This is a genomic window from Promicromonospora sp. NPDC060271, from assembly GCF_042726755.1.
GTDB lineage: Bacteria > Actinomycetota > Actinomycetes > Actinomycetales > Cellulomonadaceae > Promicromonospora.
The window spans coordinates 35901-49375 of sequence record NZ_JBHXBG010000002.1 but is presented as its reverse complement, the minus strand read 5'-3'; the positions used below and the strand labels follow the sequence as shown (position 1 = coordinate 49375).

Sequence of the window (13475 nt, the reverse complement as noted above, 5' to 3'; positions counted from 1 at the left end):
GGCCGATCACCGCGTCCGGTCGGCGCGGATCAGCGCCACGAAGAGGTACACGAGGCCCGCGAGGGTGAGCGCCAGGCCAACGGCGTCGAACGGGTTCACTTCCGCCTCCCCCGAGGGCTGACGGACGACTCGTTCGAGGAGGCGCGACGCGCCACCACTGCCACCACGGCGAAGAACGCCACGGTCAGGAGGATGAAGGCCAGATCGGTCATGCCACCGGTCTATGCCCGACGGCGCCCGGCGGACCGCGCCCTTGACGGAACGTTGACACGTGCGCCGGCGACCCTGACGCCCTCCTGACGCCGAGACCTGGCCGCCGGCGTGGAACCGCGGCGAGCCCGAGCCGTTGCCGGACAGAACCGCAGCGAGATGGTCGGCCAGCGAGACAGACGCTCAGCGGCCCGCGCGTGAGTACTGATCGACTGCCTCGCTGGCCGGCCACCTCGCTGCAGGACGACCCGTGGGCCCCTGTCCACGCCGAACGCTAAGACCCCAACTGAAGTTGAGGTCAAGGCCGGCCGAGAGAGCGACAGAGCGACCCCAGCACGATGCACGCGACCGTCGGCGTGTCGCGTGCATCGTGTCGGGGTCGTTCGAGCCGGGCGGCGTCAGAAGTCGAAGAGGTCCTCCAGGAAGGACTCCTTGCGCTTCTTCTTGTACCGCGGGTCGTTCCGGTGGTCGCCGTCGTACCGGCGGTCGCGGTCCCGGTCGCTGTCGTAGCGGCGGTCGCCATCGTACCGACGGTCCCGGTCGCTGTCGTAGCGGCGGTCGTCGCGCCGGCGGTCGTCGTAGCGCGGGTCGTAGGCCGGCTGCGGCGAACCGTAGGGCCCCGCCTGCACGGGGTTGGGAGCCGACGGCGCCACGGGGGCCGACGGCGGCGCCGGCCGGTTCTCCGCGGCGATCTCGGTCTCGACCGAGCGGTCGATGACCTTGTCGAGCTCACCGCGGTCGAGCCACACACCACGGCACGTGGGGCAGTAGTCGATCTCGATCCCCTTGCGCTCGGACATGACGAGCGTGGTCTGGTCGATGGGGCACAGCATCGTGTGGTCTCCTATGCGGTCGTCGTCTGCAGGTCACCCAACGGACAAGCCGGTCGTGCGGTTCCGTGACGTCGGTGTCAGCCGGGATCCGCGGAAAGACCCACGTTCTCACGAGAGACCGGATCACCCAACAGCGCGAGCCCCGAGTAGACGACGGTCGCGGCGCCGTCGTCCTGGGCCGCGACCACCGCCCACACGATCCCCGCGACCAGCGCCAGCCCCGCGAGGACCGCGAACGCGATCTTCCAGGCCGACCAGGGTCGCTGCCCCACCACCTCGGCGGTGCGGGCGTTGACCAGCACCTGGAACGGCTTGCCGCCGTACAGGTAGGTGGCGATCCACACCGGCAGCAGCAGGAGCTTGTACGTCACGTCGAAGTAGCTGGTCGCCACGTGGTGCACCCGCTGCACGTCGCCGCCGATGTCCCGCTCGCAGTCGTTCTCGATGACCGGCGCCATCTCCTGCTTGGCCGCTTCCAGCCCGGCCTCGGGCTCGACGTCGTACCGCAGGGTCTCGTAGCCCGCGAGGTAGTCCGGCTGGTAGGCCGCCGCCTGTTCCAGCGGCCAAGGGCTCAGCCTGGCCAGGTGCTCGGGCATGACCCGCCGCGTCCCCGCGACGAGCACGTCGTCGAAGGCCCGCGCCACCGTGCCCGACGCCGGGTACCAGGCCGTCTTCTGCACCTGCCGCGTCTGCGTCTGGCTGCGGCCCTCGGAGTCGGTGGTCGTGTACGTCTCGGTGACCCAGTAGTGCTCGCCCCGCTGCCCCGTGTAGTCCGTCCGTGTCTGCGTGTCGAACGTCCAGTGCGGCAGGTAGACGCCGTGCGCCTGCTCGGCCGAGACGACCTTCTTGAGGGCCGACGGCGCGAACCACCGCGAGCGCACCCACTTCCGCAGCGCGTCCTGCATGGCCGGCCGGTCGACCCCGAAGGGCAGCACGGCCTCCGGCTCGACCAGGCCGAGGCTCTCGACCTCCGCGACCATGGGCGACCCGCAGAACCCGCACTTCTGCGACAGGTGGTCGCTGGTCGTCATCGCCCCGCACGTGCCGCACCGGTAGTCGTGGGTGGCCGGTGCGGCGGGGCGCTGCCTCGCGGCGAGCGCCGCGAAGTCGTGCTCGCGCACCTCGCCGCCGGCCGGCGTCACCTTCTGTGTGTGCCCGCAGTACGGGCAGGTCAGCGCGCCGGTGCCGGCGACGAACTCGACGCTGGCCCCGCACTGCTCGCACGGGTAGGAGCGGTGGGCGGTGACGCCCCCCTCGGTCAGCTCAGCCATCGTCAGGCCTGCGGGAGGGGCGGCGGGGTGGCGCCGAGGTGCTTCGCGACGTCCGGCACCGACGACGCCGGCTCCCAGCCGGCCATGCCCGCGCGCCAGATCAACGTGCCCGCGGTCAGCGTGCCGGCGGCGGCCTGGGCGGCGAGCGCCGCGTCGTCGAACGGGCCGGTCTGCGCGCCACCGTTGCCGAGGTACCAGCCGGGCAGGGGCGGCGGGCCCGACGCCGGGGTGGTCTGGGCTGGAGCGGTCTGGGTGGGCGGCACTATCGCGTTGCCGACCGACTGCCCGAGGCCCATGCCGATCACCGCGCCGGCGCTGCCACCGCCCTCTGCCGCCGCCTCCATCGCCTGCCCCGCCTGGAACTGCTGGAAGGCGGCCATGCTGCCGACCGTCCCCGAGGAGACGATGCCCATGGAAGTGCGCTTGTCGAGCGCCTCCTCGACCTCGGGCGGCAGGGAGATGTTCTCGATGACGAACTTGGGCACGGCGATGCCGAGGTCCGCGAGCTCGTCGGTGAGCCGGGTCGCGAGCTGGTCGCCGAGGTCGCCGTGGTGGGCGGCGAGCTCGATGACCGGGACGCCGGACGAGGCGAGCACGCTCGCGAGGTGGCTCACCATGTTCTGGCGCAGGTACTCGTGCACCTCGTCGGTGCGGAACTGCGGGTCGGTGCCGACCAGCTCGCGCAGCAGCTTCTGCGGGTCGACGACGCGGACCGAGAACGCGCCGAAGGCGCGCACGCGCACCATGCCCAGCTCCGGGTCCCGCATCATGACGGGGTTCTTGGTGCCCCACTTCAGGTCGGTGAACTGGCGGGTGCTGACGAAGTACACCTCGGCCTTGAACGGTGAGTGGAAGCCGTGCTTCCAGCCCTTCAGCGTCGAGAGCACGGGCAGGTTCTGCGTCTCGAGCGTGTAGGTGCCTGGCTCGAACACGTCGGCGATCACGCCCTCGTTGACGAAGACCGCGGTCTGGGACTCGCGCACCACGAGGCGCGCGCCCATCTTGATCTCGTTCTCGTACCGGGGGAACCGCCACACGATGGTGTCCCGCGTGTCGTCGAGCCATTCGACGATGTCGACCAGCTCGCCCTTGATCTTGTCCAGCAGGCCCATGACGTGCTCCCTGTTCGTGGCTCTCCTGCCCGGACGCTGCGGGCAAATGGACCCTACAAGTCCGGCGCACCCGGGGGAACGAAAGTGGCCCGGAACCGGTCCGGTGGTCCGTCGTGTCGGGCACCAGGCAAGACGCGACTGCCAGTGACCTGGACATGTGAGAGAGTTTCACCAGCAGGGGTGACACCCGGCGAACCTGTCCGGAGGTGCAAGGACCGATGACCGTCCTCGTGGCGTACAACGAGTCACCCCAGGGTGAGGCCGCGATGCGCGCGGCCGTCACCGAGGCGACACGACGTGAGCAGGAGCTGGCCGTTCTCGTGCTGACTCCGCAGGTGGGGGCCAAGGTCCCCGCGGCGCTCGCCCACCTGCTCGACGCCGTCCCCGGCAGCGTCACCATCGCGCCGATAGTGTTCCGCGCCGAGCACGCCGACGTCGCCGACGCGATAGTCGACCAGGCCGAGGCGGTCTCGGCCGACCTCGTGGTGATCGGCTCGCGCAAGCACTCGACGGTCGGGAAGTTCCTGGTCGGGGCGACGACTCAGCGGGTGCTGCTCGACTCCCCCGCGCCGGTCCTGGTGGTCAAGGCCGGCTACGCCTGACCCCTGTGTCGCCGTCGGCCGGTGCCGCTACTTCACCGCTCCCGACGTGATCCCCGAGATGATCTTGCGCTGGGCGACGACGAAGACCGCCAGGAGCGGCAGGCTCATCAGCACCACGTAGGCGAAGATCAGGTGCCAGTTCTCCAGGTACAGCCCGGCGCTGGCGACCTGGAACAGGTTCAGCGGCAGCGTGTCCAGTCGCCCGCCGACCACGAAGAACGCGTAGAACACGTCGTTCCAGACGTACAGGCAGATCAGGATGGTCGCCGTCGACAGAACGGGCGCCAGCAGCGGCAGGATGATCCGGCCGAACACGCGCAGCGGGCCTGCGCCGTCGACCCGTGCCGCCTCCTCGAGCTCCACCGGGATCGTCCGGATGAAGCCGGTGACGAAGAAGATGACCGTCGACAGATACATGCCCATGTAGACGCCGATCATGCCGATCGCCGTGCCCGCGAGGCCGAGCTGGCGCAGCAGCAGCACCACGGTCACGACGGCGGGCGGCAGCACGATGCCGCTGATCGCCAGCGCGTAGAGCACCGCCATGAGCCGGGAGCTGCGGCGGGCGAGCACCCACGAGGCGAGGGAACCGAGCGCGAGCACCCCGATGACCGCGGGGACCATGACGAGCAGGCTCCCGAAGAACGCGGCGGGCACCCGGCCGTCCTCCCAGACCGCAGCGAAGTTCTCGGCGTACTGCCAGGTGGTGGGCAGGGAGAGGTCGGGGTCGAGGGCCTCGCCCTGGCTCTTGCCCGCCGTGACCACCACTATCCACAGCGGCATGCCGATCAGCAGGACGACGGCGAGGACGGCCGCCACCGGCTGCACGCGCCGCCAGACGCCGTGCCTGTCGTTCACGTGCCTCATAGGGCTCACAGGACTTCCTCTCGCTTGCGCAGGGTCCGGATGACGGGGAACGCGAGGGCCACGACGACCACGAAGAGCACGAGGCTCATGGTCGTGGCCTGGGCGAACAGCCCCTGTCCGAACGTGCGGAAGACAAAGATGTTGAGCAGCTCGGTGGTGCGCGCCGGCCCGCCGCCGGTGGTCGCCTGGACGATGTCGAACCCGTTCATCGAACCCAGCAGCGCGGTCGCGACGTTGAAGGTCAGCGCGGGTGCGAGCAGCGGGAAGCGGATGTGCCGGAAGGCGCTCCAGGCCGAGGCGCCGTCGAGCCGGGCGGCCTCGAGCACGTCCTCGCTGATCGTCTTCAGGCCCGCGAGGTAGATGAGCATGGACAGGCCCATCCACTTCCAGGCGTGGACCAGCGCCACCACCACCAGCGTCCATGTCGTGTCCCCCAGCCAGGGGATCGTGACCGGCTGGCCGGTCAGGACGCTGAGGATCGCGTTGGCGGCGCCGTCCGGTTTGAGGATCGCCTGGAAGACGTAGCCCACGGCGAGCGCGGACATGACGACCGGGACGAAGAACATGACCCTGGCGAAGCGGTTGATCCTGGTGTCACGTTCGAGCAGAAGCGCGAGCAGCAGCCCGAAGACGTTCTGGAAGATCGCCACCAGGACCGCGTAGACCAGCGTGATCCGCAGGGACGACAGGAGGGTGCCGCTCGAGACGAGGTCCTGGAAGTTCTGCAGCCCGACGAAGCGGATCTCGCTCTTGAAGCTCGACCAGTCGGTGAGCGCGTAGACGAAGTTGAAGACCGTCGGCAGGAAGAAGAACACCCCGAGGACCGCGAACGCGGGGACGAGGAAGGCGGCGGGATGGTCGGCGCGGTGGCCCGAGGCGGTGCGCACCGGGTCAGAAGCCTTCGATGCCCTGGGCTCGGGCGAGCTGGGCGAACTGGTCCTGGGTCTGCTGCGCGACCTCTTCGGGCGTGGTCGTGCCCTGGATCATGTCGGCCAGGTAGATGTACAGGTCGGGGTTCGCCACGGCGAGCGCCTGCATGGACCCGACGGACTCGCCGAGCGACGCGTGCGCGTCGAGGAGCGCCTGCGGCACCGAGTCCGGCGTCGGGACGCCGTCCTGCAGCGAGATGGTGTCACGGTCCGCGACGAAGTCCGCGTAGCCGTCACCGAGCCAGTACGACAGGAGCTGGCGTGCCGCCGCCTCGCGGTCGGCGTCACCGGTCCTGAAGGCGACCAGGGCGTTCGACTGGTCGGGGATGAACGTTCCGACGTTGCCGGTGGGCGAGATCGGGAAGAAGCCGATCTTCTCGTCGAGCTCCGCGGCGTCCGCCTTGGCCTGCAGCTGGCCGAAGAACGAGTTGACCTGGACGGCCATCGCCGCGTCGCCGGCGAGGAGGGCGTCCGCCTGGTCCTCGAACGTCGCGGTCCTGATGTCCTCGTTGAAGAGGCCTTCGTCGATCAGGCCCTTGTACGTCTCGATGGCGCCGAGGATCGTCGGGTCGGTGAACTTCTCCTCGCCGGTGTTCACGCGGTCCCACAGCCCGTCCTCGGCGGCGTCGGCGAGCTGGACCTGGACCCACCACTGCGTGGCCCACTGGTCGGCGGCCATCTCGAAGAACGGCGTCTCACCCTCGGACTTCAGGGTGCGGGCGGTCTCGATGAAGCTGTCCCAGTCGGTGGGCGTCTCGGTGATCCCGTGCTCCGCGAAGACCTCCTTGTTGTAGTACACGCCCTCGACCGCGGGGCTCGTGACGAGGGCCGCGTAGCGGGTGTCGTCGAGGAGGCCGGTGATGTCGGCCAGGCCCTCGCCGTACGAGTCGAGCCACGGCGCGCCGTCGAGCGGCTGCAGGTTGGTCGGCGCGTTGAGCGCGGTGAGCATGGAGCCGGTCGGCTGCCAGAACGCGAGGTCGGGCAGGTCGCCCGTGGCGACCTTGGTCTGCACGCCCTGCTCGTACGGGTCGGGGATCGTGACGACCTCGACCTCGGCGCCGGTCAGCTCCTCGAACCCGGCCACGACGGCTTCGGGCGCGGTGTTGGAGTTCTGGGCGGCCCAGATGGTGAGCTTCGTGCCGGTCAGGTCCGTGTCCTGCGCGGGCCACTCCGCCTGGGTGCCCGAGCCGCCCGGTCCGGCCCCGCCGGGACCGGCCGTCGGGTCGCTGCAGCCGGCGACGAGGAGGCCGACGGCGACTGTCGCGGCCGGGATGGTCAGATACTTCTTCATATCGACTCCTTGGATGGGCGCAGTCATCAGTGACTGCGGGTCGTGTGCGGGGCCGCGGTACCGGCCCCGGTGGTCAGACGAGCCCGGCGTGGCGGACTCTCAGGACGCGGGCCTGTGGGCCCGCGGGGATGTGGACACGGACGGGACCGTCCCCGTCGCGGACGACGCGCCAGCCGTCGGCAGGCGGACCGAAGGCGATGTCGACGGCTCCGCCGGGCAGGCCGAGCTCGACCTCCGTGTCCCCGGTCCCGCGCCACCAGACGACGACCAGCGACTCGTCGGTGCCGCGCAGGCCGGAGGCCACGAGCGGGGCGTTCCAGTCCGGCAGCCCAAGCGGCCAGAACGGGACGGCGTCGACCAGCAGCGACCTCCACTGCTTCGCCAGACCCACACCGTCGGCGACGAGCGCCGCCTGCTCCGGGGTCATGTCATGCAGCTTGCCGGAGAGGTAGAGCTGCCCTGCGAGCCCGGTGGAGAGCGTGAAGACGATCTCCTCGTCGGTCATGTCGGGCTGCGGGTAGGCCCAGTTCGCCGCCTGCTCCGGCAGGATGCCGACCAGCGCGCCGGCGGCGATCGGCGGGTAGAGCAGGGGGTTCTGCTGGTCCGACGTCGACTGCAGGTCGAGCCGGGACAGCAGCGCGTAGTCCGAGCGCATGGCGCCGGACGCACAGTTCTCGATCACCAGGTCGGGGTGCCGTGCCAGCACGCCGTCGATCCAGTCGAGGTGCGCGCGGTTCTGCCGGAGCAGGCCGTCACCGGGGCTGTCGGCGTCCAGGTCGGTGCCCGCCCCCGGCGTGACGTTGTAGTCGAGCTTGAGGTAGCCGACGCCGAAGCACTCGACCAGGCGGTCGACCACCTCGTCCAGGTGCTTGACGACGTCGCGGTGTCGCAGGTCGAGCAGGTGCCTGCCGTGCTCGGTGATCCGCACGCCGTGGCGCTGCAGGAACGCCTCGTCCGGCAGCCGCTCCGCGAGCGGGCTGCGCACGCCCATGACCTCAGGCTCCAGCCAGAGCCCCGGCACCATCCCGGCGGCGCGGATCGCGTCGACGACGCGGCGCAGGCCGCCGTCGGGAAACCGCGTGACCGAGGGCTCCCAGAGGCCTACGGAGTCCCACCAGTCGCCGCCGTCGTCGTACCAGCCGGCGTCGATGCAGAAGTACTCGGCGCCGGACCGGCCCGCCGCCTCGATGAGGGGCAGCAGCCTGGCGGTCGTCGGGTCCCCCATGAGCGTGTTCATGTAGTCGTTGAAGACGATGACGGGACGGCGCGGCCTGCGACGCAGCGCGCGGCGGTGCCGTGTCAGCTCGGCCAGCGACTCCTGCCAGCCGGCCGATGCCGCGACGGAGACCGGCACGGTCTCGAACGACTCACCTGCCCGCAGGACACGGGTCCAGGCGTGGTCGTCGTCGGTGGGGCCGAACAGGCCGAGCACCAGCACGTCGGAGTCCCGGGCGTCCAGGCGGACGCCGAGCTCCGCGCGCCACGCGCCGTTGTGCTCGACCTGCCAGGCGAGGGCCGGCCCGCCGTCGGCCAGGACGACGCCTGCCGGGTTGTACCGACCGGACGACCATGAACCCGTGCTGACCAGGCTGCGAGAGCCGCGGGCGTCCTGGTGCTGGTGCGCGGGCAGGTCGAGCCCGACGAGCCCCGCCTGGTCCGAGAGCTTCGTCCAGGCCCAGCGGTTCTCGCCCACCCACTCGCCGTGGCCCTCCAGCGACAGGGTCCCGGCGACAGGTGCTGTCCCGACCGGGCGTCCGATCACCAGCGACGACACCGCCTGGAGCACGAGGGGCGCCGAACCGTCGTTCCGAACCGTCGTCCACGACTGCAGCGAGGTGCCGTCCTCGCGGACCCGGAGGTGCGAGGTGACGTGCAGCGTGGTGTCGGGGTCGCCCTGGAAGACCCGGACCGTCCGCCAGCCGTCGGCCTCCGTCACGTCGTGGCCCAACACGCGGAGCCTCGCGCCGATCGCGGTAGCGGTGTTGCGGGTGTTGGCGTTGGCCCGGCCGTGCCCTGTCGCGAGGATCTCGACCAGCGGTTGGGTCGGTGCCTCGGCGCCGGCGGACCCGGTGTCCGCGTCCGTGTCCGCGTCCGTTTCCGTGTCGGCGAACGGGCCCGCCGTCGACAGCGCTGCCGGGGCGTCGGTGGACAGGACGAGCGCCAGCTCGGCCCCGTCCAGGGACCAGAGCGTTACTCGCGTCGCTGCTGGGTGGTGGTTCGCCGCAGTCGGCTGGCTTCCTTGCACGACGCCATGAAAGCGCATATCAGAACTGGCCGCAAGACTTCGGCCGGGAGGACTATCTACAGGGCGTTAGTGCACAGCAACCGCTTTCAGCGGACGTCGAGGGCCTGGTCGGAGCGCGGCGCGGACGAGGAACGCAGGATCAGATCGGGGACGAACCGCACCGACGCCGGGACGGTCCCGTTGTCGATCTGAGCGCTGAGCAGCTGGAACGCCCTCTGCCCGAGCCGGACGAAGTCCTGGCGCACCGTGGTCAGCGGCGGCGTCCACAGGTGGCTGAGCGGGTGGTCGTCGAACCCGATGACACTCACCGCGCCGGGCACGCTCCGGCCGGCGTCGGCCAGGCCCTTGGTCAGTCCCATCGCAAGCTCGTCGTTGCCGCAGAGCACCGCCGTCACCTCGGGCTGGAGGGCGAGCCGGGCACCCGCGTCGTAGCCGGAGTCCGGCGACCAGTCGGCGTACAGCACGGGCGGGACCGGGGCGCCCGCCTCGGTGAGGGCGTCGCGCCACCCCAGCAGACGGGCGCTCGGCCGGCCGGGGGACGGGATCGCCACGTGGTGCACGGTGTGGTGCCCGATCTCGAGCAGGTACTTGGTCGCGCGCGCGGCGGCGAAGCGGTCGTCCATGAACGCATGCGCCACCTCCTCGTCCGCAGGTCGGCCCGAGGCCGCGGCGACGACGGGCAGCCACGGCGGGATCGCGGCGAGCGCCGCGACGCCCGGGGGGTCGTACTCGAGCACTATGGCGCCGGCCATGGGCTGGCCGAGGGCGTGGTCGATCGCGGCGTCCACCGTGCGCTTGTCGTCGGTCTCGACCACGGAGATGACCACCATGTAGCCGGCCTGCCGTGCGGCTTCCTCGATGCCCTGGAGCGTCGAGGCGTAGCCGTAGCGCGTCGTGTCCCCTGCGAACACGGCGATCATGGGCTGGCCGCCGGTCGCGAGCGCCCGGGCGGCCCCGTTGGGCCGGAAGCCCAGCTCCTTGATCGCCGCCATCACGCGCGCGCGACGTTCGGGGCCTACCGGCACCGAGCCGCTGAGCACGCGGGAGACGGTGGGGACGGAGACACCGGCGACGCGCGCGACGTCGGCGATGACAGGCGGCTTCATCGGGCGGTCAGGTTCCACGGGCCCAGGCTACGTCGAAACCCTGCGGTTGCCGGAGGGTGCTCTTGCCAAGTCCGGATGATTAGCGCTTTCATAGTTTCGGCTCGCGTCCCGCACGCGATCCTCGCCCTCTCCCGGACCTCGCTACGTTGCGATGTCAGGCAATACGGAGCGTCGTCCGCCGGTCCCGATCCACGAAGGAGTGGAATACAGGTGAGCATTCCTGATAGCGCAGATCAGAACCCGTCGCGGCGGACGCCCCGTCAGCGATCATGGCAGCGGTCCCGACGGCGACGAGGATGGAGCGGTATCGCGGTGACGGCTCTGACAGCGGCGACGCTCACGGTCGCGCAGCCGGCGGCTGCCGAACCCGAGAGCCTGACGGTGGACTTCGGGGCGACGACCGGAGACTTCCGGGGCGGTGCCACCGGCACCCTCTACGGGTTCGGCGACGAGGGTGCGCCCACGCAGGCGCTCATCAACGGCGCGCACATCACGAACTCCTCGCAGAAGCCGCCGTTCGGCACGCAGCACCCGAGCGGGGACATCCTCAAGGTCGAGGACGGGTTCTTCGCCAAGCACGGCGAAGAGCTCGCGATCTACATCCAGGACCACTACCCCGACTGGCCGTACCACCGTGGCGTGCGCGTGGGCGACGTGCGCACCTACGACCAGGCCACCGGGGAGTACGTCGAGGAGCCCAACGGCGTGTGGGACTACCTCGAGGTCGTCGAGCTCATGGTGGAGGTGGTGGCCACGCAGTCCGACCACCCCGAGGAGTACCTGTTCATCCCGTTCAACGAGCCGGACGGCATCTGGTACCAGAACTGGCCGAACCTGCGTGACACCTTCCTCTCCGACTGGAAGGCGGTCCACGACAAGATCCAGGAGGTCTACGCCCGCCACGGGCTGGCGCCCGCCCGGATCGGCGGCCCCGGCGACGCGCGCTGGCAGCCCGAGCGGTCGCGGGACTTCCTCGCCTTCGCGAAGCGGAACGACGTGCTGCCCGACGTCTTCATCTGGCACGAGCTCGGCATCGAGAACCTCGCGACGTTCCGGTCGCACTTCGCGGACTACCGCGCGCTCGAGCGTGAGCTCGGCGTCGCGCCGATCCACGTGAACATCACCGAGTACGGCATGCTGCGCGACATGGGCGTGCCCGGCCAGCTCATCCAGTGGTTCTCCATGTTCGAGGACGCCAAGGTCGACTCGCAGACCGCCTACTGGAACTACGCGGGCAACTTCTCGGACAACAGCGCCCGACCCAACGGCGCCAACGGTGGCTGGTGGATGTTCAAGTGGTACGGCGACCTGGCCGGGTCGCAGACCGTCCGCGTGACGCCGCCCCAGCTCAACGTCGCCGACACCCTGCAGGGCATCGGGGCGATCGACGCCGCGAACCGCCGCGCGACCGTCCTGTACGGCGGCACCGACTCCGACGTCCGCCTCGACCTGCGCGGCCTCTCCCCCGCCGTCTTCGGCAGGTCGGTCGACATCGAGGTCCGCGAGGTCACCCTCACCGGAGCGGAGGGCCTTGCGGGCACGCCGCGCGTCGTCCACGCCGTCGACGGGGCGCGCGTCGCGAGCGACGGCGCGCTGGGGCTCACCGTGCCGACCTACGACCGCTACGCCGCGTACCAGGTGGTGGTCACCCCCGCGCAGGACCGCGCGGTGACCGTGGACCCCGTCTGGACGACGAGCATCGAGGCCGAGGACACCCAGCTCACGGCGGCCCGGACCTACGTACAGGACCCGCGGGGATCCGGTGGCTGGAAGTTCCTCGCCTCGGGCGGGGAGGACGTCGGTTCGTTCAACCAGCCGACGTCGGCCGCGGACTGGACGGTCACGGTGCCCCGCACCGGCACGTACCGGCTCCAGATCATCGGCGCCACGCCGGGCGAACCCGGCAGGCACGCGCTGTTCGTCGACGGTTCGCACCGCGACGACATCCAGTACACGGCCGACCTGGCCCTGACCGACACGGCCCGGTGGCAGTACCGCGGCAGCACGGAGGTCGCGGTCGAGCTGACCAAGGGCACCCACGTCCTGTCCGTCCGGGCGAGCCGGGACGGACGCCTGCTCCTGCCGGGCTCCGACATCACGCTCGACAAGTTCCTGCTGACCGACGTCACCGACGGTGAGCCGACCACGTACCCCGCCAGCACCCTGCGCTACTACGGCGGCGCGGGCCTGAGCTGGCAGTCCGGCACACGGGGCTTCGGCGCCGTCGCGGGCAGGGACCAGCGGGCCGACGCGTACGTCACCGCCATGGAGACGGGCTACTACGACGTCGCCGTCGAGTACCACACCGCCGGGGCGTCGGACCTGCGGCTGGAGCTCGGCGGCCGGGTCCTCGCGGACGTGCGGGTCCCCAACGGCGGCCACCGCCGCACCACCGTCCGCGCCCACCTCAACGAGGGCATCAACGAGCTGGAGCTGCGGTCGGGCCGCGGCGCGCGCGTGAAGTCGGTGACCGTCACCCGGGCCGCCGAGGGCGACGCCGCGGCGTCGACGTTCGAGGCCGAGGACCTGACCCTGCGCGGTGACGCCGCCGTGGTGGGCCTCGACCCGTCGTCGGGCTCGAACGCCTCCGGGGGCAGATATGTGGGGTGGGTCGGCCAGGGGAACGGCAACCACGTCGCCGTCCCGCGCGGCGCCGGGTTCGACGCTCCCGGCGACTACGACGTGGTGGTCCACTACGCGAACGCCGAGACCTCCGGAGAGCACGACTACAACCCGCAGGTGGTCGACCGGCAGGTGGTGGTAACGGAGGGCGAGAGCGCGGCGCCCGTCGGTTCCGCGTACTTCCGGTACACGTACTCGTGGCACAGCTTCTGGCAGCGGACCATCCCGGTCACGCTGACCACGGGCACCGGCGAGCTCAGGCTCGGCAACCCGACCGCCTGGGCCCCGGACATCGACAGGGTGACGGTGGCCCCGCTGACCACGGGAACCCCGCTGACGACCCGAACATCCTGACCCACCCCGCCCGTTGAGTGCTGGCTATTTGCG

The 13475-nt window shown here is 70.8% G+C and carries 11 protein-coding genes; 2 read left to right on the top strand and 9 right to left on the bottom strand.

Annotated features, from left to right (window positions below):
• Positions 1-6 precede the first annotated feature (6 nt).
• The 4 genes from ACFWE2_RS00650 to ACFWE2_RS00635 all read right to left on the bottom strand — a co-directional run bounded on the left by ACFWE2_RS00650 (position 7) and on the right by ACFWE2_RS00635 (position 3426).
• Positions 7-99: a potassium-transporting ATPase subunit F gene (locus tag ACFWE2_RS00650; RefSeq protein WP_274993490.1), complete on the bottom strand. Its 93-nt coding sequence runs from the start codon at positions 97-99 to the stop codon at positions 7-9.
• A gap of 509 nt (positions 100-608) precedes the next feature.
• Complete coding sequence (locus ACFWE2_RS00645; protein WP_377222265.1) at positions 609-1043, bottom strand: zf-TFIIB domain-containing protein; 435 nt, start codon at positions 1041-1043, stop codon at positions 609-611.
• A 77-nt stretch (positions 1044-1120) separates the two neighbouring features.
• A complete protein-coding gene (locus ACFWE2_RS00640) occupies positions 1121-2314 on the bottom strand; it encodes a hypothetical protein (RefSeq protein WP_377222264.1) in 1194 nt (397 codons plus the stop codon).
• 2 nt (positions 2315-2316) lie between these two features.
• Positions 2317-3426, bottom strand: a complete 1110-nt coding sequence (locus tag ACFWE2_RS00635; RefSeq protein ID WP_377222263.1) for an SPFH domain-containing protein — start codon at positions 3424-3426, stop codon at positions 2317-2319.
• A gap of 218 nt (positions 3427-3644) precedes the next feature.
• Between ACFWE2_RS00635 and ACFWE2_RS00630 the strand changes: the two genes are divergently transcribed.
• Entirely contained in the window at positions 3645-4028 is a 384-nt protein-coding gene (locus tag ACFWE2_RS00630) for a universal stress protein (protein WP_377222262.1), read from the top strand.
• 27 nt (positions 4029-4055) lie between these two features.
• Here ACFWE2_RS00630 and ACFWE2_RS00625 read toward each other — a convergent pair whose 3' ends face one another.
• The 5 genes from ACFWE2_RS00625 to ACFWE2_RS00605 all read right to left on the bottom strand — a co-directional run bounded on the left by ACFWE2_RS00625 (position 4056) and on the right by ACFWE2_RS00605 (position 10484).
• A complete protein-coding gene (locus ACFWE2_RS00625) occupies positions 4056-4895 on the bottom strand; it encodes a carbohydrate ABC transporter permease (RefSeq protein ID WP_377222290.1) in 840 nt (279 codons plus the stop codon).
• Positions 4896-4900: 5 nt separating this feature from the next.
• On the bottom strand, positions 4901-5782 hold the full coding sequence (locus ACFWE2_RS00620) for a carbohydrate ABC transporter permease (RefSeq protein WP_377222261.1): 882 nt from the start codon (positions 5780-5782) through the stop codon (positions 4901-4903).
• Between the two features lie 4 nt (positions 5783-5786).
• Positions 5787-7115, bottom strand: coding sequence for an ABC transporter substrate-binding protein (locus tag ACFWE2_RS00615; RefSeq protein ID WP_377222260.1), 1329 nt, complete (start codon positions 7113-7115; stop codon positions 5787-5789).
• A 73-nt stretch (positions 7116-7188) separates the two neighbouring features.
• On the bottom strand, positions 7189-9360 hold the full coding sequence (locus tag ACFWE2_RS00610; protein WP_377222259.1) for a glycoside hydrolase family 36 protein: 2172 nt from the start codon (positions 9358-9360) through the stop codon (positions 7189-7191).
• A gap of 86 nt (positions 9361-9446) precedes the next feature.
• Complete coding sequence (locus ACFWE2_RS00605; protein ID WP_377222258.1) at positions 9447-10484, bottom strand: LacI family DNA-binding transcriptional regulator; 1038 nt, start codon at positions 10482-10484, stop codon at positions 9447-9449.
• Between the two features lie 294 nt (positions 10485-10778).
• Between ACFWE2_RS00605 and ACFWE2_RS00600 the strand changes: the two genes are divergently transcribed.
• Positions 10779-13442: a hypothetical protein gene (locus ACFWE2_RS00600; protein WP_377222257.1), complete on the top strand. Its 2664-nt coding sequence runs from the start codon at positions 10779-10781 to the stop codon at positions 13440-13442.
• Positions 13443-13475: the final 33 nt, after the last annotated feature.